Genomic DNA, 26053 nt, shown 5'->3' on the forward strand with positions numbered 1-26053 from the left:
GGGCTTGACTTAAGATGAATGCTATCGAAAAACAATTATATGCTTCACCAAGAAACAATAGCTATATGTACATCATTACCGGTATTTTACTGGTATTATTTATTTGGTCATTATCAGCTGTCCATTTGGAAAATATGGAGGAAAGTGGCTTGGCGATTGCCAAAAGTATTCTTTTCGGGATTGTGACACCGGACTTAGACTTGCTATTGAATTTCACGACGCAGGGTGTCATATATTTGTTAGTAGAAACGATTGCGATTGCCTTTTTAGGTACAATTATAGGTACAATCTTGGCAATTCCGCTCGCCTTTTTATCGGCATCTAATGTTGTACCAAAACCTGTTGCGTTTTTAACGAGGTTATTGCTGATTTTTATTCGTACGATACCTTCGTTGGTTTACGGTTTAATGTTTATTCGTGTAACAGGTCCAGGTCCATTTGCTGGAGTATTGACGGTTGCATTAATTTCTATAGGTATGCTTGCAAAGCTATTTGTTGATGCGATAGAAGATTTAGATACGAGTATCTTTGAATCTATGACATCGATTGGTTGTACCTCATTTGAGAAAATCAGGTATGGTATAATACCACAGCTTTTTGCAATGTTTTTATCAATTGGAATTTACCGGTTTGATATGAATCTGCGTGAGGCTTCTATCCTTGGGTTGGTTGGTGCTGGCGGTATTGGTGCACCTTTAATCTTCGCGATGAATGCGTACAGATGGAATGAGGTTGGTTCGATATTAATTGGACTTGTAGTGTTAATTTTTATCGTGGAGCTTTGGTCTAATCATAGCCGGACTAAATTGATTCGTGGATGAATAAGGTTGTTGGCAAGAAGTGAACGGGAATTCACTCTATCTTCAACTTAAATCCTACAATGAGTTATTCACACACTGTTTACAATTAATTGAATTATGGTAGAATATCCTCATATTAAAAAGCGAAGAAGAGAAGAGTAGGTGTGCTTTAGCATGACAGAGAACTCCGTTAGCTGTGAGGGAGGATGAAGGAGCACATTGAAACAAGACTCGGAGCTGTATGTGGGATATTATCTTTTATAACTATCAAAAAGTATAAATTTTATTGTTGATAGGATAAGAAAACTAGGGCTTTCGCTAATACTTGGCGTTAAGCCAAATGATGATTGATAACGTACCGGTTTCTCCCGTTATAGAGATAGAGTATTTCCTGCATTATATTTTGTAGGCGTACTTGAAAAGGTTTTTGTGGCGACACAAAAATAAACTGAGGTGGCACCGTGAACTTCTAATTCAAGGAGTCCCGCCCTCAAGTCAAAAGACATGGGGGTGGGACTTTTTTTGTATTCTTTTAAACCTTGAACTTAGGAGTTGGTAAAATTGAAAAAGACGATGTGGAGATATCCATTATTACTTCTTTTTGGCATAGGTGTATCGAATGTAGGAGCTTGGATATATTTAATTGCGTTAAATTTGATTGTTTTGGATAGGACTGGATCACCATTGGCAGTCTCTGTTCTTTATATACTTATACCGATTGCCACTTTATGTTCTAATGTTTGGTCGGGAAGTTTGGTTGATAGATTAAATAAAAGGAATCTTATGATATTCTTAGATCTGGTCAGAGCATTATTAATATTTTCACTTCCGTATATGAATTCACTTATTTTAATGTATGTATTAGTTTTTATCATCAATATTGCAAATTCAATATTTGAGCCTGCATCTATGGTCTATATGACAAAGCTTATACCTAAGAAGGATCGTCAAAGGTTTAATGCATTGAGGAATTTCATCAATTCAAGTGGATTTATATTAGGACCTTCAATAGCGGGGATTCTCTTAATGATGGGGTCTCCATATGCAGCTATTCAATTAAATGCACTTGCTTTGTTTATATCTGCAATAATAATTCTCTTACTTCCTAATTTGGAAGTGAGAGAAGAAAATATGATGTCGATGAAAGTCAATATTAGAATAATTAAAGACGATTGGAGAAAGATATTTAGTTTTAGTAGATCAAACAGGCACATTACATTGCTTTATATTCTTTTTAGCGGAATCACTATATTTATGGCGGCGTTAGATTCATTAGAAGCTGTGTTTGCAACAGAAGTTCTTTCTTTAACTGAAAGTGCATATGGGTTTCTGGTGAGTATTGCGGGAATAGGGATTATTATAGGTTCACTGATTAATGCTTTATTCACCAACAGTCTAAAAATAAATCATCTTATTGGTTTTGGTGCAATTTTCACACCGCTTGGGTATATAATTTTTGCATACTCACAGAATTTTATTTGGGCATCTATTGGTTTTTTTACGTTGACATTTGCTTTATCATTCGCAAATACAGGTTTTTTTACTTTTTATCAAAACAATGTACCAGTAAATATCATGGGGAGATTTTCAAGTCTTCTAGGTATAGTAGAGGCATTGCTAATAATTTTATTTACAGTAACAGCTGGGATATTTGCTGAATTGTTAGAGATTCGCCCTATTTATTTAATGGGATCATTAGCCTTTTTAGTCTTAGGAGTTATCATTAATATAGTTATTTTTGATAAATCAAAAAAAGTCTACTATGAACGAGATAATACAGATCGGGAACCACTCCGTAATGTCTAATATAGGAAAGAATCTTTAAGTACAGCTAAGATTAGGTTGATAATAAAGAAGGTTGCAGAGCATTTAGTTCAGATGAATTTGCAATCAAAGCCTTCTCAAGATATGATAAGAGAAAAAATGGAGTGCGATTATGAAGAAAATCGAGCAAGCGGCGCAACTGATAGACCAAAATAAATCTCTTTTTTGTTGCCCTATTTGCAAGGGAAAGATGCGGGTGGAGAAAACTTCTGTAATTTGCAACTCATATCACCAATTTGATTTAGCGAAAAAAGGCTATATCAACTTTTATTCAAAATCATCTCCAAAGGACTATGATAAAAAATTGTTCGAAGCTAGATATCGAGTTATTCAAAGGGGCATGTATGATAAGTTACATCAGAAAATTGCCGAATTAATTGATGCAATCGATCATCGTACTGCAAACATCCTCGATTTGGGCTGTGGAGAAGGTTCCCACCTTCAAAAAATCACCCAACAATTGAATCGTTCTTCGATTGGAATGGGGATGGATATTGCTAAGGATGGGATATTAACAGCGGCTAAATATCATCAAGGGCTGACCTGGACAGTTGCTGACTTAGTACAAAGTCCCTATCAATCTGGCCAATTTGATATTCTCTTAAATATTTTATCTCCCGCAAATTATCAGGAATTTAAGAGACTGATGCATACAACAGGACATGTATTGAAAGTAATCCCCAGAAGCGCTTATTTACAAGAGATAAGAGAACAGGTTATGGAAGAGGAGCAGCAAGTTTATACAAACGCTGACGTGCTAGAGCATTTTAAGCAACATTTTGAGAACTTGGAAATTCATACCTTACAATATCAATGGAGAGTACCAGCGGATGTTCTCGATGATCTATGGTATATGACTCCCTTAACCTGGGGGAAAGAAATGGAACAACCGATAGAGAGAATTACAATTGACCTTGATATTATCATAGCTCAAAAAAAGTTACACAAAGCAGTGTAACTTTATTAATGTATAAAATTGTTATTGAAGAATAGAATTAATTCCTATACAATTTTAGTACAATCGATATAGGAAATAGAATTCATGAATTTCAAATTATTTTTTAATCACCCTATGCTTTAATTGAAAGGGGTTACAATATGAAGAAGTTGTTGTTTGCTTATATTGTCTTAATTGGATTATTTGTTTTATATGTATATCAATATCAAACGAGTGAAACGACGAATAACGAATGGTCTGAACATGAGTTGAGGGGTACAATTGATGAAACATATGTAATGGTAACGTTTCAGACTGGTATTGATTATTGGAAAAGGCCGCTAAAAGGTTTTGAAGACGCAGCCGAAGCTCTGAATGTTTCTGTAGAATATCGAGGTGCGACACAATATGATGTGAATGAAGAAATTACAGTGTTAGAACAAGTCATTGCGAAAAATCCTTCAGGAATCGCGGTTTCGACCATGGATCCTGAAGCATTAAACCCTGTCATTAATAAAGCAGTAGATTCTGGGATTCCTGTTGTGATGTTTGATGCGGATGCACCGAATAGTAAAGCATATGCATTTTTAGGAACGAATAATCATTATGCTGGTGTTACAGCAGCACACAAAATGGCGGAATTATTAAACGAATCAGGTAAAGTAGGTGTAGTAACACATCCTAATCAACTAAACCACCAAGAGCGGACACAAGGTTTTCGAGAGACTATTGAGAATGAGTACCCAGATATGACAGTGGTTGATGTAAAAGATGGACGTGGGGATCAGATGATTTCCAAAGAAGTGTCTGAAGAATTAATGAGAGAATATCCAGATATTCAAGGTATTTTTGCATCAGAGGCTAATGGTGGCGTTGGAGTAGGTAAGGCAGTATTAGACCAACAGAAAAAGGGTGACCTGCATATCATTAGCTTTGACACAGATAAAGGAACACTAGATATGATTGATGAAGGTGTTATTTCAGCGACGCTTGCACAAGGCACTTTGGAAATGGGATATTGGTCCTTACAGTTTCTTTTTCATCTTCAACATAATTTAGCAGGCGATTTAGAAGGAGAAACGAATCTACCCCGTTATGTTGATACAGGTATTACAGTTGTAACAAAAGACGATGTTAGTGATTACTACCCTCTTGATTAAGAATGGATGGATGCTCTGTGAAGCGCTGGACACAAATAAATAATATGCCAATTCGCTATAAATTAATTTCACACTTTTTATTGATTAGTATATTGCCAATTTTTTGTTTAGCTTTGTTAATCAGTTGGACGGTGGAGCGTGTAATGGAAGAGCAAGTCAATGATAATACACTTCAACTTATTGACAAAGTGAATGAATCTTTTGAGTTCTACATCAGTAATTTGCAAAGTTATACCTATATGATTGCGAATAATGAAGATGTGGAACAATTTCTAGGTGGAAATGAAAATAATCCATCTGCTCTATCTGATAATAAATATGACATTCAACGGTATTTGCGTAATTTCACAACTGTATCACCAGAAGTGGCAGGAATAATGGTAGTGAACAATGAAGGTGATTATGTTAGTAATGAACTGTATGCCCCGTCTATTATGGATTTAACAGAAGCATCCTGGTATCAAGAAGCTATAGAAAATAATGGTATTTTTAAAATCATCGGACGACCTGATGGGAGAAGGTTGAATTCTATAGTTGATTATACTAACGATGATGTGGTGACGGTTGTAAGAGCAGTGATAGATCCTTTTACTGAGCAAGTTCACGGTGTTGTATTAATAGACTTGAAACTAAGAGTAATAGCCGAAACGGTAAAGGATGTGACACTAGGAAAAAGCGGATATTTAATGGTGCTTGATGATGACGGTCAAAACATCTATCAACCTAACCAGCCGATTGTAAGTCAAATACCTTTTAAATGGATTAGTGAACAACAATCAGGTGATTTCTCTAAAACGATCAAAGGGGAGAAAATTCAATTTATTTATCAACGATCTCCTTTTGCCAATTGGGTTACGGTTGGTGTTTTCCCTGCGGAGGAAACTATCTTTGGTTTGCGTGAAATTAATTTTTACTTAGTAATGTTTATTTTTATCATTATGTTCTTTGGTATTCCGGTATCATACTTTCTATCTCATTCGATCTCCAAACCAATTGTACAACTAGTATCTTTTATGAAGAAGGTAGAAGGCGGAGATTTTAAGGTTAGATACAAGGAGAAAAGATTTGATGAGATTGGGCTATTAGGAAGAAGCTTTAATACGATGTTAACGAAGCTTAATGATTTAATGCACCTGACAGAAAGACAGGAGAGACAAAAAAGAGATGCAGAGTTTCGTAGTTTACAAGCGAATATTAATCCGCATTTTCTCTATAATACACTTGATACGATACAATGGATGGCAAGGAAACAAAAAGCAGATGATGTGGCAGAGGTAGTAGAATCGTTGGCGAAGCTTTTTCGAATTGGGTTGAGTAAGGGGCGCGATGTCATTTCATTATCTGAAGAAATCGATCATATAGAAAGCTATTTAAAAATACAAAAAACAAGATATCGTGAAAAGCTAAATTATGAAATTAAAGTGGATGAGTCCATTAAAAATAAAGCAATATTAAAATTTATTCTTCAACCAATTATCGAAAATGCAATCTATCATGGAATTAAAGAACGACGAGGGGTAGGACATATTAATATAGAGGCGAACCCATTGAATCAACATATACTGATTCAAATCAGTGACGATGGAAAAGGAATGACTCCACAACAATTGAGTGACATGAGAGAAGCTTTGGAAGAATCCGTTAACCTCACAGAAAATCCGGAAGAAACAAGGAATAAAAAAGGTTACGGGATGCTGAATGTTCAAGCAAGAATTCAGTTAACACATGGATCAAATTATGGTATGACAATAGATAGCTATGAAAATGTCGGGACAACGGTTAAGATCTTATTGCCAAATATGAACAAGAGTGATGAGGAGAGGGAGAAGTGATCAAGATGGAATGTTGGAAAGTGTTAATAGCGGATGATGAATTTATCATACGTGATGGAATAAGGTCTTCCGTTAATTGGGATGATTTTAATATGGAAGTTGTAGCAGAAGCTGAAGACGGGGAAGAAGCGGTTGAACAAGCTATCCGACATCAAATAGATGTGTTATTAATCGATTTAAATATGCCAATCATGAATGGGATTACAGCAATGAAGAAAATTAAGGATCAAATACAAGATTGCCGCATGGTAGTGATATCTGGATATGACGATTTCCGCTATGCTCAAGAAGCAATACGTTTACAAGTAGAGGATTATTTATTGAAGCCTGTAAACCCAAATCAGCTAGCCGATATTCTAGAAGAGTTAAGACAGCAATTAGATCAGAAAAAGCAAGAAGAAAACTATTTGCAACAAGCTTCTAATCAAGTAAAGAAGAATCATAAGCAGTTAAGAAATCGTTTTTTTCTGGATTGGATGACAGATAATTTAGGGGAAGAAGAGATAAAAGGTCAATTACAGTTTTTAGAACTTCCTCAAACAAATCCTCAATCCTTCATTATTATGAAATGGCTTGATGGCGAGTCTGAGAATCACTTGTTTAATGAACAGGAGCAGGAGCGAAAACAACAATTGGAAGCAATACAATTGTTACTGGAAAAGGCAATGAGAGAGTATGTGCATGCCATATTTTTAGAAGATACCCATTGGATTTCCATTTTTATTTGGGATCAAGCTTCAGCAGACTTAGCGTTACATTTAGAGGAAATAATAAGAGAGGAATTAGAGCAGCATGTTTATTCCAAACAAATAGAAGTGGAATTAGCAAGTATTCCACCCATCTATTCTGAAGTGAAGCAAGAGTTGAATAAATATATGCAACTTTCTCCACTTGTGAAACAATCGATACAGTATATTCGCAAGCACTATCGAGATTCTCATTTAACATTAGAGAATATTGCCGAATCACTTCATGTTTCGACTGTTTACCTCAGTAAAATGATTAAACAGGATCTAGGAGTTTCTTACGTAAAAATAGTAACACAATTGCGTTTACAAGCTGCAAAAGATTTATTGAAAACAACAGATCTCAGCATCCGTGAAATTGCCGAACGTGTAGGTTACGATTCACAACACTATTTCAGCACTGCCTTTAGAAAATCCATAGGTGTGACACCAAAACAGTACAAGCATCAATTATGAACGGAAATGTACAAGAACGAAGACAAGGCTGCCATTGTCTTCGTTTTTTAATAGGTTAAGTAGATAAAAACTGCGAACTAGTGAAAATTTCCAGAGTGAGGATTTCTTCCATTCTTTCCATAGAGAGTGCTGAAATACCGCTTCGGCAGAATACTGCGCTTTCCGGGGGCTCGCTATCCTACAGGAGTCTCCTTATTCTACCTCCGCTATTTACATCATTCTATCTTTTTGAAGTGGAAATATTCGGATACCACTTCCCATGTATTGCTTCTTTCAAAAATTAGAAAACTACGCAAAGCGAAGTATCTTGCCGAAGCTTATGCGATGGGTAGTAAGGAATGTTTCTCTTATATTACATTTTAATTAAATTTTTATAAAAACTGTTTAAATTTATGTAAAGGCTTACAGTTAAGGATGTGATACATTTATATCTAGGCAAGATAATAAACTATTTATTGAAAGGGGTTTCAATTATGAAGAAATTTAGTTTCTTAGCAATTTTCTTTAGTCTTATTTTATTTTTAGCTGCCTGTGGTAGCGATGATACTTCAGGGGGAAGTTCAGATGAAGGTGAAGAGTCTGCAGATGGTGGTTTAATCGGTGTAGCCATGCCAACTAAATCTTCTCAGCGTTGGGTTGATGATGGAAATAACATGGTAGAGCAACTGGAAGCATTAGGATATGAGACAGATCTACAATATGCAGAAGATGATGTAGATAAGCAAATCGAACAAATTGAAAATATGATTGTAAAAGGAGCAGAAGCATTAGTTATAGCATCAATTGACGGTACAGCTCTTACCAATGTGTTAGAGAAAGCAAACGATCAAGGAATTCAAGTTGTGTCTTATGATCGTTTGATTATGGAAAGTGACCATGTAACGTATTATGCAACATTTGATAACTTCCAAGTAGGGGTACTACAAGCATCTTATATTGAAGAAACACTTGATTTGGCAAACGAAGATGGACCATACAACATTGAATTATTCGGTGGTTCCCCAGATGATAACAACGCATATTTCTTCTGGGACGGTGCGATGAGTGTACTTCAACCATATATTGATGAAGGAAAATTAGTGATTCAAAGTGAGCAAACTGAATTCGAACAAGCAGCAACCATGCGTTGGGATGGAAATACTGCAAAATCTCGTATGGAAAACATTTTAAGTAGTTCTTACTCTGGGGAAGAAACAGTGGACGCTGTATTATCTCCATATGATGGTATTAGCCGTGGTGTTATTCAAGCACTTAAAGGTGTTGGTTACGGTTCTGATGACCTACCGTTACCGGTAATTAGTGGGCAAGATGCAGAGTTAGCTTCAATTAAGTCGATTATTGCTGGTGAACAAACACAAACCGTATTTAAAGATACTCGTGATCTTGCAGCAGTAGCGGTTGATATGACAGAAGCAATTTTAAAGGGTGAGGAAGCGGAAGTAAACGATACAGAAACATATGACAATAATGTTAAAGTCGTTCCAACCTATCTAGTAGAACCTGTATCTGTTGATATCGATAACTACCAAGAAGTTGTCATAGACAGCGGTTACTATTCTGAAGATGAACTAGAATAAAGTATTAAATAAACAGATAAAGAATTTAGTGGTGGTTGCGGTCACCACTAAATTCATTCAATAATAAGACTTTCCAAAGGTGGTGAGCTAATGTCTGATTTTATTTTGGAAATGCGTAATATTACAAAAACATTTCCAGGAGTAAAAGCATTGAATAATGTTAATTTGCAGGTGAAACAAGGTGAAATTCACGCGCTAGTTGGTGAAAATGGAGCAGGTAAATCGACATTAATGAAAGTGTTAAGTGGGGTTCATCCATATGGCACCTACGATGGTTCGATTCTTTATGAAGGGCAAGAATGTCAATTTAAGAATATAAAGCAAAGTGAGAACTTAGGGATCGTTATTATTCATCAGGAATTAGCCTTAAGTCCATATCTCTCTATTGCAGAAAATATCTTTTTAGGTAATGAACGACAATCGAACAAGATTATCAAATGGCAAGCAACATTTTCTGAGTCTAAAAAACTATTAACTCGTGTCGGTCTAAAGGATTCACCAGAAACCCCTGTGATGGATATAGGGGTAGGGAAGCAGCAACTTGTGGAGATTGCAAAAGCACTTTCTAAAAATGTAAAATTGTTAATTTTAGATGAGCCCACTGCAGCTTTAAATGAAACAGATAGTGAGAATTTATTAAAGTTATTACTAGAATTAAAAGAGCAAGGAATTTCCTCTATCTTAATCTCCCACAAGTTAAATGAGGTATCATCTGTTTCTGATTCGATCACTGTACTTCGTGATGGCAAAACAATTGAAACGCTAGATACTAGTGTAGAACGAGCTTCAGAAGAAAGAATTATTAAAGGAATGGTGGGGCGAGAATTAACTAGTAGATTCCCTGACCGTACAGAAAAGGTTGGAGAAACAGTCTTTGAAGTAAAGAATTGGGATGTTTATCATCCGCAACAGCAGGATCGAAAAATTATTGATAATGTCAATTTGAACATTAAAAAAGGTGAAATTGTAGGAATTGCAGGGTTAATGGGAGCTGGGAGAACAGAGCTTGCCATGAGTATTTTTGGTAAGTCTTACGGAAAGAAAATTAGTGGTGAGTTATACAAAAATGGAAAACGGATTCAAGCGAATAATGTTAGTCAGGCGATTGATCTAGGGATAGCATATGTGTCCGAAGATCGAAAAACATATGGCTTGAATTTAATTGATGATATAAAACGAAATATTACGTTATCAAACTTGCAACGGATTTCCAATAATGCTGTTATAAATGAAAACAAAGAAGTAATGGAATCGCAAAGCTTAAGAGATAAATTGAATATTAAAACACCAACATTAGAACAGTTAGCTGGAAATCTAAGTGGTGGTAATCAACAAAAAGTAGTGTTAAGTAAATGGATTTTTACGGAACCAGACATTCTAATTTTGGATGAACCAACAAGAGGTATTGATGTTGGGGCTAAGTTTGAGATTTACACCCAAATCAATGAATTAGCTGCTCAAGGGTTAGCTGTTTTAGTTATTTCTTCTGAACTTCCAGAAGTATTGGGACTGTCAGATCGAATTTATGTGATGAATGAAGGTCGTATCACAGGTGAGTTGCAGAAAGACGAAGCAGATCAAGAAAGTGTGATGCGTTATATGACCGGAACTGGGGGGGCTAGTCATGCAAACGTTAATTAATTTAGTTCGAAATAACTTAAGAGAATATGGAATGATTATCGCACTTGTATTAATTACAGGACTATTTTGGGTACTAACAGATGGTGTCAATTTTAAACCGTTAAATATTACAAACTTAATCTTGCAAAATGGATTTATATTAGTACTTGCAGTTGGAATGGTACTCGTTATTATTACAGGGAACATTGATTTATCAGTAGGTTCAATAGTAGCCTTTATCGGAGCAATTGCCGGTGTACTTATCATCAACATGAATGTTCCTGTATGGCTCGCAGTAGTAATCGCTATTGTAGCAGGTGCATTAATTGGTGTTTGGCAAGGTTTTTGGATTTCCTATGTCGGCATTCCATCGTTTATCGTAACACTAGCAGGGATGCTTATATTTAGAGGTCTTACATTATGGTTGTTGGATGGACAATCGTTGGCGCCATTTCCAGATTCCTTCCAACTAATTAGTAGTGGATTTTTACCTGATATTTTTGGTTCAGGTGATGTACACATCTTCACCCTAGTCTTATCAGGTATTTTATCATTGGTGTTAATTTATCTTGAAATGAACAAAAGAAAGACACAGCTTCATTATAATTTTGAAGTAGTTCCACTCTGGGTTACATTAACAAAGCTTGCTTTATTATTATTAGCAATCAACTGGTTTGCTTACCAGTTAGCTTTGAATAAGGGTATCCCAACGGTACTCGTTATTGTGTTTGTCTTGATCGTTGTTTACACCTTTATTATGAAAAACACCATCATGGGTCGTCATATTTATGCAACAGGCGGAAATAAAAAAGCAGCTGATTTATCAGGAATTAAAACAAAACGAGTTGTTTTTTGGGTATTCGTCAACAATGGTGTATTAGCAGCATTAGCTGGATTAATGTTTGCAGCTCGACTAAACTCCGCTACCCCTGCTGCAGGAAATATGTTAGAGCTTGATGCAATTGCAGCCGTATTTATTGGTGGTGCTTCAATGGCTGGTGGTGTAGGTACTGTTATTGGTGCAATTGTTGGTGGTCTCGTAATGGGTGTCATGAACAATGGTATGTCATTAATTGGTATCGGTATTGACTGGCAACAAGCGATAAAAGGTATGGTATTACTAATCGCAGTTGGTTTTGATGTTTATAATAAGAACAAAGGTTAGTTGGTTAGGAGATGCCCGCTTTAATAGTGGGCATTTTTGTTCTGAGGTAAGAAAGTATATAACCATTGGTATCACAACTTTTATAAACAAGTAAGGTAGGAAAAGGTTGATTCAAAACATGTCATAAAAAAAGCAAGGATAGCTATTCAAATGGAGTTGTCATTTTGAAAGCTAGCTTGTGTCAAGCCAACCGCTGCGGCTGACCGTTTCGCTTTCCAAGGGGCATGCTCTTTTAGCTAACTTTTGCAGGAGGAGTACACTCCTGCAAAAGTGGATCTTCAGATCATGCTAATCCCTTAGGAGTCGAAACGGTCGGCCTTCGCTATACCTTTTTCTACAACGAATATCAGAAAAAGCATATTGATTTTATAACCATTATTAGTGATTTCCAATGCCATATCTTGCACTTTCACAGGGATAATAACCCAAGTTGCCAGGTCTGACATATGTTGTAGCGCATGCATAAAGTGAAGGACAAACCCCAAAGAAAGGGAAGTGGGCAGCCGGAGTGGTGGTCATACGGTCTATATATTTCATAATGGCTACAAAAGCAATCGCAGATCAACTTAGCATTTAGTGAAAAGGACCGGCGGGGTTTGCCGATTTTTGTTCTAAGTACAAATACAGCAAATTTTAAAAATGTAAGAAATTTATATGCAATTCACTTAAATATGTAATCTGTTTATTGTTAAAATCAAGACAATCCATCAATCAAATTTCTTTGGTTGATGGATTGTCTTTTTTTGCACTTTAGGAAAAGCATAAAATTGTAGCGAAGTAGTAGTAAGGAAAATGAAGGAAAACGGCTAAGGCTCCCGATAAGACATGTCTTTCTTACAAGTAGAACTCTTGTCTAGTAAGGTTTTTCTGAAAAACAAGCATGTAATGACTTTAGAACAAACAAAAGCGACATAACCTAAACAAATTATAGATTATGCCTTCAAATAAGAATTGAATAGTAATTGTGGAAATGGCTAATTGTTTATTTTAGAAGGTTTACGATATGATTTTATTGAAAGAAAAGAAAGGGGGGAGTACATGGATGAACAAGTAATGGTAGAGAAAAATGGATTTTGGGATCGGTTTATTCAAAATAGTTTAATTAAAAATGTACGAAAACATTGGATGCTATATCTAATGATTTTGCCAGGTATCATCTATTACATTATTTTTAAGTATATCCCTCTTATGGGTAGTGTAATAGCCTTTCAGGATTTCCAAATTTTCAAAGGAATATTTGCAAGTCCTTGGGTGGGTCTTGAAAATTTTAGACATTTGTTACATTATCAAGACTTCCATGAAGTATTGAGAAATACTGCATTAATTGCATTGTATCAATTGGTTTTTCAATTTCCTGCACCCATTATTTTAGCTTTATTATTTAATGAAATAAGATTATTAATTGTAAAGAGAACGGTCCAAAGCTTATTCTATCTGCCACACTTTTTGTCATGGGTTGTGGTTGGTGGTATCGTATTTGAACTTTTAGCAAGTCAGGGAATCGTAAACGCAATTAGAGAAATGCTCGGTTTTGAGCCTATCCTGTTTATGCAAGAAGAGGGCTATTTTAGATCGATAGTCATCATTTCAGGGATTTGGAAAGAGATTGGATGGGGAACGATTATTTATTTAGCTGCTATAACAGCGATTAATCCAAGTCTTTATGAAGCAGCAGTAATAGATGGTGCCAATCGATTCAAACAAACTATTTATATTACACTCCCTTTGCTGTTACCTACTATATCAGTATTGTTCTTATTAAATATTGGTAACTTTTTAGAGCTAGGCTTTGATCAAATTTTTAACTTGTTAACTCCAATGACATACTCTGTTGGGGATATTATTGAAACCTATGTCTATCGAGCTGGGGTACTACAAGGGCAATATAGCTTAACAACAGCGATTGGCTTGTTTCAGTCTGTTATTGGTTTTGCTCTGTTGTGGATATTTAATAGGCTTGCAAGAAAATCAGAACAGGGGTTGTGGTAAATGAAACAATCTATTGGTGAAAGATTATTTCAAATATTTAATTATACCTTATTAATCGTATTAGCAGCGACAATGATTGCTCCATTGTTGCAATTACTGGCAGTGTCGTTTAGTTCGCCCATTGCTGCCGATTCAAAAAAAGTATTTTTAATACCTGTCGAATTTACATTGGCCACTTGGGAACATATTCTCCAAAATGAAGTTTTATGGAGAGCCTTTGGTGTAACGGTATTTATTACGATAGTGGGAACATTCCTTAGCATGTTGTTCACAATTTTGACAGCGTTTCCACTATCGCGGAAAGATTTTCTTCTTCGTAAGCCAATCATGCTAATGATGGTCCTTACTATGATTTTTAATGCACCAATGATTCCTTTCTTTTTAACAGTAAGAGAGGTTGGGTTGATGGATTCGATCTGGGCATTAATTATACCGGGATTAATTAGTACATTTAATATGGTTATCGTCCGAACGTTCTTTTTGGGTATTCCATCTGATCTTGACGACGCTGCGCGGATTGATGGCTGTAATGAATTTCGTTTATTATTTCAGATTTATTTACAACTATCTAAACCAGTACTGGCAACAATTAGTCTTTTCTATGCAGTCGGTTACTGGAACACCTTTAAGACAGCTGTTCTTTTCTTAAGAAATCCAGATCTTTGGCCTTTACAAATGCGTTTGCGGGCATTTTTTACATCTGAAGAAGAGCTTGCTGCAGTGGATTTAATAATGGGTGATTTTGACTTTAATACGACCACCTTAAAAGCAGCAACGATTATTTTTGCAACCATTCCAATTGTTTTAGTTTATCCATATTTACAAAAATACTTTGTGAAAGGAGCAGTGCTTGGTTCACTAAAGGAATAATGGATAACTGTAAATAAAGTGAGACTTCCATCAGTGGGGATTTTTGTCCCCCACTGATGGTTAGCGAAACTTATCAGGGTGTTAGCTCACCTGATCCCCCACTTAGCTTCTTCTATTTACTTGAACCTTGAAGTGGGGTTTTTACGGAAGATTAGCACCGTGATAAAAAAATAGGGAGGAAAAATGGATGAGAAGAAATTATTATTTTTTACTATTTTCTGTATGGATCTTGTTCTTGTTGTTATTCACGGCATGTTCTAATAGTGAGGATACAGCGAGTCAAGATGAAGAAAGTGATGAAGTGGAAACGGAAGACAATGGTGAATCTGCCACTGTAAGTGTATTTAAAAGTCATTTGGGTAAAGGTACGATCCCAGACAGTGAGGATCCACATGTGCAATATATCAAAGAAGCAACAGGTGTGGAGTATGAGCTGAAGTCAACACCACCAGGATCAGAACCAGCTGAATACATTAATCTCATGATTGCTTCAGAGGATTTCCCTGATATCTTGAGACCGATTGGTGGGGTGGAACAAACATTGATCGATCAAGGCGGTGCCTTGCCATTAGATGACTTGCTACCGGAATACGCACCGAATGTCTGGGAAAGGGTTCCTGAAGAAGCATGGAATATTGTAAGATCTGCATCTCCAGATGGGAAGATTTATTATGTGCCTAAAGTGTATTTAATACCTGAGCGTGCAGCCTTATTAAGACAAGATTGGTTAGATGCTGTTGATATGGATATGCCTGAAACGTTAGATGAGTACAAAGATATGTTAATAGCCTTCCGTGATCAAGATCCAAATGGAAACGGTGAGCAAGATGAATTACCTACAACTGGTAGGGAATTTGGCAGATGGATGGACCACTTATTCGCAATGTTTGGTATAGCAATGTGGGAAGGTTTCCCGGAATGGGATATTTATGATGGGGAAATTAATTATGCGGGTACGTCAGAAAATATGAAAGCAGCTATTGCATTTATTAGAGAGCTTTATGAAGAAGAATTATTAGATAATGAAACATTTTTGAACAAAGGAGATGTATGGACTGCAAAGATTAATAATAATTTAGTTGGTAGCTGGTATCACCTACCAGCCAATTTACATGATCGGTATATAGCAATGAAAGAAGGAGCGCCAGATGCTTATGTTGTAGGAATGCCTCTTCCAGAAGTAGATGGTTTCGACGGTTATATTACACAAAAAAGTATGGGCGAACCCGAGTGGATGATACCTGCTGCATCGGAAGATAATGCTGCTAATGCATTGAAATTGCTCGATTTCTTCTATGATCCTGAAAATGCAGATTTCGTTCAGTATGGTATCGAAGGAGTTCAGCATGAAGTAGTAGATGGAGAAAAGGTATTATTATCTTCTTCAGATGAAAAGCCAATTGCGTTAGGCATGCTTAATTTAACAACTGAGGAATCAATGGAAATTAGAATTGAAAACTCCTTCCCTGAAGATGAACAAGATATGGTAAGAGATATTTTTGATGTAAGTAAGGAAGATGCAAGAAGGATTGCAGGTGACGGATTGCCGAGTACGGTTTATGATGGTTATCCAGATATACAGTCACATAAATTATTCCAAGAATATTTAACTAAAATTGTAATCGGTGAATGGCCGATAGACAGATTTGATGAATTTGTAGAACAATGGTATCAATCTGGAGGCGAGGAAGTAACACAACGCGTTCAGGAATGGTACGAAACAGCTAAGTAAAATGATATGCTCCTCCTCTTTCTATTGAGGAGGAGTAGAATTATTTCAGGAATAGAAGTTTCAAACACAACTACTTTAAAATCGCAGCGGTTATTGGCTCCAATTATTTAAGTTTATCCATAATTAAAAAACTTTAGTATAGGGGAAGCGCTGGGATCACTAAAAGAATAATGGATGATAACTGTAGGTATATTGAAAAGTGGGGAGGGAAGAAAGTATGAGAAGAAATCATTATTTTTATTTCTTATTGTTTTCTGTATGGATGTTGTTATTGTTGTTGTTCGCAGCATGTTCTGAAAGTGATAATACAGTTAGTCAGGATGAAGAAAATGACGAATCAGAAGTGGAGGAAAATGATGAATCTACAATAGTTAGTGTATTTAAAAGTCATTTGAGCAAGGGTACGATTCCTGGCAGTGAAGATCCACATGTACAATACATCAAAGAAAAAACTGGTGTGGAGTATGAGCTGCAAACAACACCCCCTGGATCAGAACCTGCTGAATACATTAACTTAATGATTGCTTCAGAGGATTTCCCGGATATATTGAGACCAATTGGTGGAGTTGAACAAACCATTATCAGTCAAGGCGGTGCTCTGGCATTAGATGATTTGTTGCCTAAGTATGCACCTAATGTGTGGGAAAGAATTCCTGAAGAGGCATGGGATATAGTGCGTACCGTATCTCCGGATGGAAAAATCTATTATGTACCTCAAGTTTACTTAGTTCCTTCACGTGCGGCATTGCTACGTCAAGATTGGCTCGAAGAAGTAGGTATGGAGATGCCGCAGACTTTGGAAGACTATAAAGAAATGCTAATCGCTTTCCGTGATCAGGACCCTAATGGAAATGGTGAACAGGATGAACTACCTACGACTGGTAGGGAGTTTGGTAGATGGATGGATCATTTATTCGCAATGTTTGGTGTAGCAATGTGGGAAGGGTATCCAGAATGGGATATTTATGATGGTGAAATCAATTATGCTGGTACATCGGATAATATGAAAGCAGCTATCGAGTTTATTCGCGATTTATATGAAGAAGAATTATTAGATAATGAAACATTTCTTAATAAAGGAGACGTTTGGCAAGCGAAAGTAAATAACAATTTAGTAGGAAGTTGGTATCACCTTCCGGCCAATTTGCTTGATAAAATCACTGCCATGAGAGAAGAAGCACCGAATGCTTATGTTAGCGGAATGCCATTACCTGAAGTACAGAATTTCGATGGATTTATAACACAGAAAAGCATGGGGCTTCCGGAATGGTTAATTCCTAAGGCATCGGAAGATAATGCTATTAATGCTTTAAAACTACTTGATTTTTTCTATGATCCTGATAATGCAGATTTTATTCAATATGGTATAGAAGGTGCACAACATGAAGTTGTGGACGGTGAAAAAGTGTTACTTCCAGCAACCGACGAAACACCATTAGCATTAGGAATGTTAAATTTTCAAACGAAAGAATCTATGGATATCCGTATTGAAAATTCCTTCCCAGAAGAAGAGCAACAAATGATTAAGGATATTTTTGAGATAACCACAGTTGATGCTAGAAGAATTGCTGGCGACGGATTGCCTAGTACAGTGTATGAAGGGTATCCAGATATTCAATCCCATAAGTTATTCCAAGAATATTTAACTAAAATTGTTATAGGTGAATGGCCCATTGATAAATTTGATGAATTTGTTGAAAAGTGGAATCAATCAGGTGGTGAGGAAGTAACCACACGAGTCCAAGAATGGTATGAAAAGATGAAGTAAATAAAGTACTACTCCTCTTTCTTGGAGGAGTAGAATAATTTTCTCGTCATACATTCCATACAATTAAATAAGAAGAATAGAAAGCAGGTGAGCTTATGCCAAAGCTTTTTCCAGTTCGAATAAGAAATATGCTTCGAAAGAATCTTTCTGATACACAAACAAGGTTATTACTCATTTTAATGATACCTGTTCTTTTTATTATATTGACTGTTGGGTTTTCTTCTTATTACACATCTAAAGACATATTACAACAGGAATTAAATGAACCACAGCACCAGATGTTAACAATAAACATGAATTCTATTGATGAATATTTAATAGAATCCGATCAAATTGCTGTTAAATTAGCATTAGACAATGATGTATACCGTTTTTTAACGGATCAATCACAATTCTCCTATCAAAATATCAAGGAGATTTACGATAAGATAGCTACTATTACAAAGAACTCATCTTTTATACAAAGTATTTATATTTATAATGTAAACAGTGATAGTTTTGTCGCCATCCCACAAGGTTTTAGCTCTAGTAGTGCTACTTTTAATGATGCAGAGTGGACTAGTGTGTTAGATGAATTCCATGAAACATCAAGAATAGTTAAATACCGTGACCTGCCAAATGGCGCAAAGTATAAAGGGTCAAACATTTCCTTGTTTCGCAAGATAAATTTGAAAGGGGAAACAAAAGGGATTGTCGCGATTAATCTTAATCAAGCAGAATTATTCTCGGCATTAAAATCATCTGCTGATCCACAATCTAATAGTATGCAATATATTTTAGATCAAAATAATACGATTCTACATACGACAAAAAATCATACTTTTGGTAAAGATACTGTTCAATTTGTTAATAAAGAAGTAAGCAAAGGAAATTTAAGTGATATTACCTATAACGATAAGATACTACTAGCAAATCAAATTGAATCAGATTTTACCGGATGGAAATATATATCTGTCGTCTCTCAGGAGAGTATACTAGCTAAATCCAAAGCAATACGTGATGTCGTGTTTATTGTATCTTTAATTGCACTTATTATTGGTGGAATTGCTATATTCTTTATTCATTCTGTTGAATTAAAACCGCTTCGAAGAATGAAAGAACTGTTTTCCGTTGATGATGACCCACTATATAAACGAGACTTACTTCATTTAGAAAATATCATTGACGATTTAGTCAGTGACCATGCGCAATTATCTCAATTGATCAAAAAAATGAAGATCGAAGCTAAATCGAAATTTTTATATGACATATATATCGGCAGATTAATGAACAGATCCGAGCAAAAAGAAAAATGGCAAGCCTATTTTAAAGAATGGAATGACGATAATATTCAATTATTAGTAGTATCGATTGACAATTATCCTGCGTGGAAAGAGAGCGTTGCCGGTAATTATCGTACAGTAGTGAAGTCAGGTATGGTAAATATTTTGACGGAAGTATTATCGACCCATTATTCCGTAGAGGCAGTAGATATTGGTAGGGATAGAATGATTATCATCATCCAGCACTTAGAGGGAAAAATCAATGTCGAGAACCATTTGAAGATAGCGCTTTCGCATGTGGAGAATATCTTAGGGTTTTCCGTTTCATTAGGACTAAAACAAACAGGTGTTCAATTTTTAGATCTAAAAAACGCAATGAATGAAGCGGAGGAAGCTCTTCAATATCGTCTGTTTGATGGGTATGGAAATATTCATATAATGACTGATCAAAAAGAGGAAGATAAAGAAACGGAAATAATTGAAAAAATCGATAGTCTAGTAAAATCTATTACACTCGAAGATCCTATGCAATCCATTGATGATGTTACTACATTATTTCAGCTATTTCGGGAGAGTAATATTAGTCCAGAGCTAGCCTTTTATTTTATTGAGCAGGTAAGAAAAGTCGTTTTTTCGAAAAATAAAGAGATTACAAATTCAAGTTTCTTAACCTCAGAAGAAATTCAAACAATGAATCTACAAGATATAGCCAATGTATTCAAGGAAAGAATATCCGAAAGAATAGAAAATATAAAAAAATTAAATGACTCTAAAAGATATGTTATGTGTAGAAAAATGATTCAGTATATGAATGTACATGTAGGTGAACCAATCGGAATTCCAGAAATAGCAGAATCCGTTGGCGTTAGTGTAAGTCTTGCTAGTCAGTGGTTTAAAGAAGAAATGAATGACACCATTTATGGTTATTTTACAAGGCTAAGAATGGAACGTGCACAAGAGTTATTGATCAAAACGGATAAGAAAATAGCTGATATTGCATTTGAGGTGGGCTATCAGCATGAAAATAGTTTTATACGAAAATTCCGAGAATATAAAGAGATGACACCAGGAAAGTACAGAAGGTTAAATACAGTGGTAGAAAACAAGGAAAAAAATTTTAGGGGAGGAAACTGATTTGGACAGAAAAAGTGTCGTACAAAAACATAATCCTAGAATAGATCAAGTAGAATCATTAGCACCATTATCAATAGGTAATAGTCAGTTCGGTTTCAGTGTTGATTTTACAGGATTACAAACCTATCCCGAAATGTATGAAACACCTTTAGGTACCCAATCTAATTGGGGATGGCATTATAGCAGAGGTAAGCATCTTTACAGTGAAAATGATATAGAATACCAGACCTTCGATCATTACGGTCGTGAAATTCCATATCCTATGAAACCAGGAAATAAAGAAGAAGCTTATCATTGGCTGCGGCAAAATCCACATCGATTGCAACTTGGCCAAATTTCTTTTCAATTTCTAGCTGAGAATGAGCAGCTCATAGACATAAATGAAATAACTAATATTAATCAAGAGCTTGATCTTTGGTCCGGTATCATAACTAGTCGATATGAAGTGGATGGTGAAGAAGTTTTAGTAAAAACAGTTTGTGATCCAACCTCTGACGCAATTGGAGTTTACGTATCCTCTACATTATTACAAACGCGTAGAATACAGATCATACAGTCATTCCCATTGCCTGATGTTAGCCACAATACATGGGCTAAGGCGACTACTTTAAACTGGGATCATAAGGAAAGGCATCAAACTGTTGAATTGGACCATAACGATGATGTAGTAAATATAAAAAGAGTGATGGATGAGGATAGTTATTATGTGCGATGGGGGAAAAATGGGGCAAGCTTTATACATCTAGACACCCATCAATATCAATTTGTTCCTCCGATGAACAAAACCGAGTACAGCTTTACAGTTTCATTTAGCCCTGAAAAAACAACAAACGTGAATTCAGTGGCAGATATGATGAAAGCTTCTCAACAATATTGGGGAGATTTTTGGCAAAAGGGTGCCTTTGTTTCCTTCGAGGGAAGTACTGACTTAAGAGCAAATGAGTTAGAGCGAAGAGTGATTTTATCCCAATATCTAACAGCCGTTCATAGTAGTGGGTCTATTCCACCACAGGAAACGGGATTGATGTACAATAGCTGGTTTGGCAAAGCACATCTAGAAATGCACTGGTGGCATAGTGCTCATTTTCCGCTTTGGGGTAAAGCTGATAAATTGAATAGAAGTTTACAATGGTATGCAACCATTTTACCCATAGCCAAAAAAATAGCTAGCAGGCAAGGATATCTAGGTGCAAGGTGGCCAAAGATGGTGGGAATCGATGGGGAGCAAAGTCCATCACCTGTAGCGCCCGGACTTATATGGCAGCAGCCGCATCCGATTATGTTAGCAGAATTACTTTACCGAGATAATAATTCTCTAACTATTCTTCATCAATATAAAGAAGTAGTATTTGAGTCGGCTGATTTTATGGCATCCTTTGCAAGTTGGAATGAGGAGGAAGAGGTATATGTTTTAGGTCCGCCGTTAATACCCGCCCAAGAATGCCACAGAATGGAGGATTCTAAAAATCCACCATATGAAATCGAATATTGGAAATATGGTTTAGAAAAGGCAGTAAAATGGGCGGAAAGATTAGGGGTTGCTCCTAATGAAAAATGGCTTCACGTCGCCAATCATATAAAGCGACCTCGGGAAGAAGACGGTGTTTATTTAGCACATGAAAATGGTGACAATACATTCTCAGAAAAAAATCATGATCATCCTTCTATGGTGGCAGCATTAGGCATTCTTCCAGGATCATTAATCAAGAGGGAAACAATGAAAAACACCTTATTTAAGGTGAAAGAAGAGTGGCGATGGGATACGGCCTGGGGCTGGGATTTCCCGATGTGTGCGATGACTGCAGCTCGTTTAGGGGAAGCAGAACTTGCTATTGATTTTTTATTAATGGATGCAGTAAAAAATACGTATTTACCTAATGGACATAATTATCAACGACCAGGGTTGACAGTCTACCTGCCTGGGAATGGCGGTCTTCTAATTGCTATAGCTATGATGATAGCAGGTTGGGATGGTCATGCAAATGAAGAATACCCAGGATTCCCTAAAAATGGGGAATGGAATATTCAGGCGGAAGGTTTTCAAACCTATATTTAGCGCTTTGGTTAAAGGAGGACAATGATTTGTTTGATAATGTCGCCGATCGCAACAAGCTTATCTTACAATACCCAGCCTCGTGGTGGAGAAATATGTGGCGAGAGGCACTACCATCAGGGAACGGCGAAATAGGAGCAGCAGTCTATGGTGCAATAAAAAAAGAGACGATTTTAATTAATCACTCCGGGTTATGGCATATGGGTGTGAAAGGGGAATTGCCTGATGTCAATCAATCATTAACAGAGACACGAGCATTAATGAATGAGGGGAAATTCCAAGAAGCGAATTGGCACTTAACGAATGAAGTGAAAAAACAAGGCTATTTTTCCAAATTAGCTTGTCCGCTACCACTCGTTGATTTGCAACTGGAAATGCCTTGTGATCAGGGATTTAGCCAGTATAGTAGAGGTATTAACATGGAAACGGGAGAAGTCAGTGTCACATGGTCTGAAAATGATACAACGTTTACGAGAGATCTATTTGTATCCCGGTCTGATCATCTGATCGTTTATAAAGTTAGTTCCAATAACGCGAACGCTATTGATGCGGTATTAGATTTTTCCTTACATCCAACTCATTCGCCGAACATGAAAGAAAGACACGATGAGTTATCTGGTACAGTGGAAGCTCACACCAAAGATAACTTCCTATTCTATAAAGCTACGAATGAGGATCATACAGATTTCGGGGCAGTTGCCAGAGTGATAGCGGAGGATGGGGAGGTGCATGCAGATCAAGGGAAAGTCCGATGTACTAATGCTAATAGTCTATTAGTACTCGTAAAAGTTTTTGTCAAAGCAAGTAGCTCGATACAATGGCCCATATTAAAAGTAGAGTTAAGTGAAATCAATGCAAACTATCAGCAATTATTAGATGAACACCTAAAAATATATCAGCCATTGTATTTTTCCTCGACGTTACAATTAACAGATGATAAAGAGGAATGGCCAAATGAAGCATTACTTTTACAAGCATATAAAGAGAAAGCTCCAGTAAGACTCTATGAAAAATTATGGTCCTTTGGAAGATATTTATTTATTTCCGGTACAAAAGTGGATGGTCAACCTTTTTCTATGTATGGATTATGGCATGGAGACTATCATTTAATGTGGAGTCACCGAATGGCCAATGAAAATATTCAAATGATGTATTGGCATAGTTCTGTAGGTGGTTTGTCGGAATTCGACCTTTCCTTAATCGATTACTATGAAAGTTTAATGGATGATTTTCGAGATAATGCGAAGAAGTTATTTGGATGTCGAGGAATTTATATACCTGCTGGGACAACACCTGGTATCGGCAAGCCGAATCAATTGGTACCAGTTATTATGAATTGGACTTCTGCTGCTGGGTGGTTAGCACAGCATTTTTATCAATATTATCAATTTAGTGGTGATGAAAAGTATTTAAAGGAAAAGGCATTACCATTTATGAAAGAGGTAGCAACGTTTTATCAGGATTTTTTAGAGTTAGGAGAGGATGGCTACTATCAGTATTATCCTTCGGTATCACCAGAGAATACTCCAGCGAATTTCATGCCCAAAAGTAGTAAGCCTGTTGCCCATCCAATGCCAACAGCGATAAATGCTACGATGGATTTCGCAGTGATGAAGGAAGTACTTACTAATCTAATAGAAGGTAGTTCAATAGTTTCGATGTATCAACAGTATCTGCCTGTATGGGAAGAAATGCTCGAGAGGATTCCGTCCTATCAATTGAATCAAGATGGGGGAATCAGGGAATGGATGAGCGATTTATTTGAAGACAATGATGAACATAGGCATCTGTCACATATTTATCCTGTGTTCCCTGGACAGGAGTTAGTAAAAGAAAAAGAAGAGGTGTTGTTTGAGGCTTTTCGAAAAGCAGTCCAAAAAAGGAAACTAGGAGCTCAAACAAGCTGGTCCTTTGCTCATATGGCGAGTATTTATGCCCGATTGCAAGATGCGAGTAAGGCGCGTACTTGTCTTGATCATTTGATGCGTTCATGTTTGTTAAATAACTTTTATACGGTTCATAATGATTGGCGTAATATGGGCTTAACGATGGAAATCGAGTCCGCACCAGTGCAAATGGATGCCAATTTGGGGATAGTAAATGCTATTCAGGAAATGTTGATGTATGTGTCACCGACAATGATTAGGCTCTTGCCAGCATTACCGGATGAATGGACGACAGGGAAGGTAGATACCTTTCACTTTTGTACTGGGACAATAAGCTTCCGTTGGGATTTGAGAAAGGATAGATTTTCGGCTGTAATAAAGGCGGATCAAGATACAAATATCCTACTTTGCTTACCTTCATACTTTTTGGATTATGAATGGAAAGGAGTATGTGAGGTAGCGCAAGCTGACTTAGAAAAAAAGAATTATCAGATTAAAATGGCAGCACAGCAAACCTTAGAGATTGGTTCTAAATAGAAGGGTGATGCATATGCAAAATTCAGGAGTAATGGGTAGATTTTACGTAATTGCGGATTGGGTGTATAAATTTTCTTTTGCTAATATTATTTGGATGGTATGTAATATTCCTATTATTTTTATTCTGGTTAATCTTTTATTAGCAGATGAAATAGCTGTTATATTAGTATTATTCGGGATGATGTTATTGTTATCACCTTTTATGTTTTTTCCATCTACAGTTGCTTTATTTGCGATTGTGAATCAATTTATCCAGAAAGAAGATGTCAAACTCTTGAGTGATTTTTGGGGTTATTATAGGAGAAATTATAAAAAAAGCATGAAAATAGGTGTGATATTTACTATTTTCTGGACTGTTCTAATAATAGATTTTTTCTATATGATGAGGTTAGGAAATGTCATTATGCAATATGTCTTTATAGTTCTTGGATTTTTTGCATTTGTTTATAATCTACATGTTTGCTCTGGTGCTATATATATAGATGCAAAAATGCGCGACTTATTCAAACAAGTAGCCGTTATCATGTTTGGCCATCCGATTCTATCCATGTCACTAGGACTGATTAGTCTCACCTTTCTTTATCTGATCACGCAATGGTTAACATTTCTCTTACCTTTATTTTTAGGTTCCATTTTAGTATTTTTAGCACTGCTTGTTTTTATGAAGATTCATCCGAGTTCGCTAAAGTTAGAAAAGCACTGATC

Annotated in this window: 18 protein-coding genes; 17 read left to right on the forward strand and 1 reads right to left on the reverse strand. The window is 36.2% G+C overall.

Features of this window, described 5'->3' with window-relative positions:
- Nucleotides 1-14: 14 nt before the first annotated feature.
- The 9 genes from phnE to mmsB all read left to right on the forward strand — a co-directional run bounded on the left by phnE (nt 15) and on the right by mmsB (nt 12117).
- Entirely contained in the window at nt 15-821 is an 807-nt protein-coding gene (gene phnE / locus GI584_RS02415) for a phosphonate ABC transporter, permease protein PhnE (protein WP_153790126.1), read from the forward strand.
- 540 nt (nt 822-1361) lie between these two features.
- Nucleotides 1362-2606 carry an MFS transporter gene (locus tag GI584_RS02420; RefSeq protein WP_228552329.1) on the forward strand — a complete coding sequence of 415 codons (1245 nt, stop codon included), beginning with the start codon at nt 1362-1364 and terminating at the stop codon, nt 2604-2606.
- Nucleotides 2607-2736: 130 nt separating this feature from the next.
- A complete protein-coding gene (locus GI584_RS02425) occupies nt 2737-3582 on the forward strand; it encodes a putative RNA methyltransferase (RefSeq protein ID WP_153790127.1) in 846 nt (281 codons plus the stop codon).
- A 140-nt stretch (nt 3583-3722) separates the two neighbouring features.
- Nucleotides 3723-4721 carry a substrate-binding domain-containing protein gene (locus GI584_RS02430; protein WP_153790128.1) on the forward strand — a complete coding sequence of 333 codons (999 nt, stop codon included), beginning with the start codon at nt 3723-3725 and terminating at the stop codon, nt 4719-4721.
- Between the two features lie 17 nt (nt 4722-4738).
- Nucleotides 4739-6553, forward strand: a complete 1815-nt coding sequence (locus tag GI584_RS02435; RefSeq protein ID WP_153790129.1) for a cache domain-containing sensor histidine kinase — start codon at nt 4739-4741, stop codon at nt 6551-6553.
- A gap of 5 nt (nt 6554-6558) precedes the next feature.
- A complete protein-coding gene (locus GI584_RS02440; protein ID WP_228552330.1) occupies nt 6559-7755 on the forward strand; it encodes a response regulator in 1197 nt (398 codons plus the stop codon).
- A gap of 473 nt (nt 7756-8228) precedes the next feature.
- Nucleotides 8229-9332 carry a multiple monosaccharide ABC transporter substrate-binding protein gene (gene chvE, locus GI584_RS02445; protein WP_100362203.1) on the forward strand — a complete coding sequence of 368 codons (1104 nt, stop codon included), beginning with the start codon at nt 8229-8231 and terminating at the stop codon, nt 9330-9332.
- Nucleotides 9333-9422: 90 nt separating this feature from the next.
- Nucleotides 9423-10973, forward strand: a complete 1551-nt coding sequence (gene mmsA / locus GI584_RS02450; protein ID WP_153790131.1) for a multiple monosaccharide ABC transporter ATP-binding protein — start codon at nt 9423-9425, stop codon at nt 10971-10973.
- Nucleotides 10957-12117 (forward strand): multiple monosaccharide ABC transporter permease, encoded by a 1161-nt coding sequence (gene mmsB / locus GI584_RS02455; protein WP_153790132.1) that lies wholly within the window; start codon nt 10957-10959, stop codon nt 12115-12117. Before mmsA ends, mmsB begins: the two co-directional genes overlap by 17 nt.
- Before the next feature lie 296 nt (nt 12118-12413).
- Here mmsB and GI584_RS02460 read toward each other — a convergent pair whose 3' ends face one another.
- The gene (locus tag GI584_RS02460) at nt 12414-12581 is read right to left on the reverse strand and encodes a hypothetical protein (protein ID WP_153790133.1); all 168 of its coding nucleotides are present in this window, start codon (nt 12579-12581) and stop codon (nt 12414-12416) included.
- 589 nt (nt 12582-13170) lie between these two features.
- Here GI584_RS02460 and GI584_RS02465 point away from each other — a divergent pair.
- From GI584_RS02465 to GI584_RS02500, 8 genes are all read left to right on the forward strand, one after another.
- Nucleotides 13171-14106 carry an ABC transporter permease gene (locus GI584_RS02465; protein ID WP_100362568.1) on the forward strand — a complete coding sequence of 312 codons (936 nt, stop codon included), beginning with the start codon at nt 13171-13173 and terminating at the stop codon, nt 14104-14106.
- A complete protein-coding gene (locus tag GI584_RS02470; RefSeq protein WP_100362200.1) occupies nt 14107-14976 on the forward strand; it encodes a carbohydrate ABC transporter permease in 870 nt (289 codons plus the stop codon). It begins immediately after the preceding gene.
- 187 nt (nt 14977-15163) lie between these two features.
- Entirely contained in the window at nt 15164-16708 is a 1545-nt protein-coding gene (locus GI584_RS02475) for an extracellular solute-binding protein (protein WP_153790134.1), read from the forward strand.
- Between the two features lie 217 nt (nt 16709-16925).
- Nucleotides 16926-18476 (forward strand): extracellular solute-binding protein, encoded by a 1551-nt coding sequence (locus GI584_RS02480; RefSeq protein WP_228552331.1) that lies wholly within the window; start codon nt 16926-16928, stop codon nt 18474-18476.
- Between the two features lie 95 nt (nt 18477-18571).
- Nucleotides 18572-20872: an AraC family transcriptional regulator gene (locus GI584_RS02485; protein ID WP_153790135.1), complete on the forward strand. Its 2301-nt coding sequence runs from the start codon at nt 18572-18574 to the stop codon at nt 20870-20872.
- Between the two features lies 1 nt (nt 20873).
- On the forward strand, nt 20874-22928 hold the full coding sequence (locus GI584_RS02490) for a glycoside hydrolase family 65 (protein WP_153790136.1): 2055 nt from the start codon (nt 20874-20876) through the stop codon (nt 22926-22928).
- Between the two features lie 26 nt (nt 22929-22954).
- On the forward strand, nt 22955-25348 hold the full coding sequence (locus GI584_RS02495; protein ID WP_153790137.1) for a glycosyl hydrolase family 95 catalytic domain-containing protein: 2394 nt from the start codon (nt 22955-22957) through the stop codon (nt 25346-25348).
- A 13-nt stretch (nt 25349-25361) separates the two neighbouring features.
- Nucleotides 25362-26051 (forward strand): YesL family protein, encoded by a 690-nt coding sequence (locus GI584_RS02500; RefSeq protein ID WP_157801923.1) that lies wholly within the window; start codon nt 25362-25364, stop codon nt 26049-26051.
- Nucleotides 26052-26053 lie beyond the last annotated feature (2 nt).

Source organism: Gracilibacillus salitolerans (assembly GCF_009650095.1).
GTDB lineage: Bacteria > Bacillota > Bacilli > Bacillales > Amphibacillaceae > Gracilibacillus > Gracilibacillus salitolerans.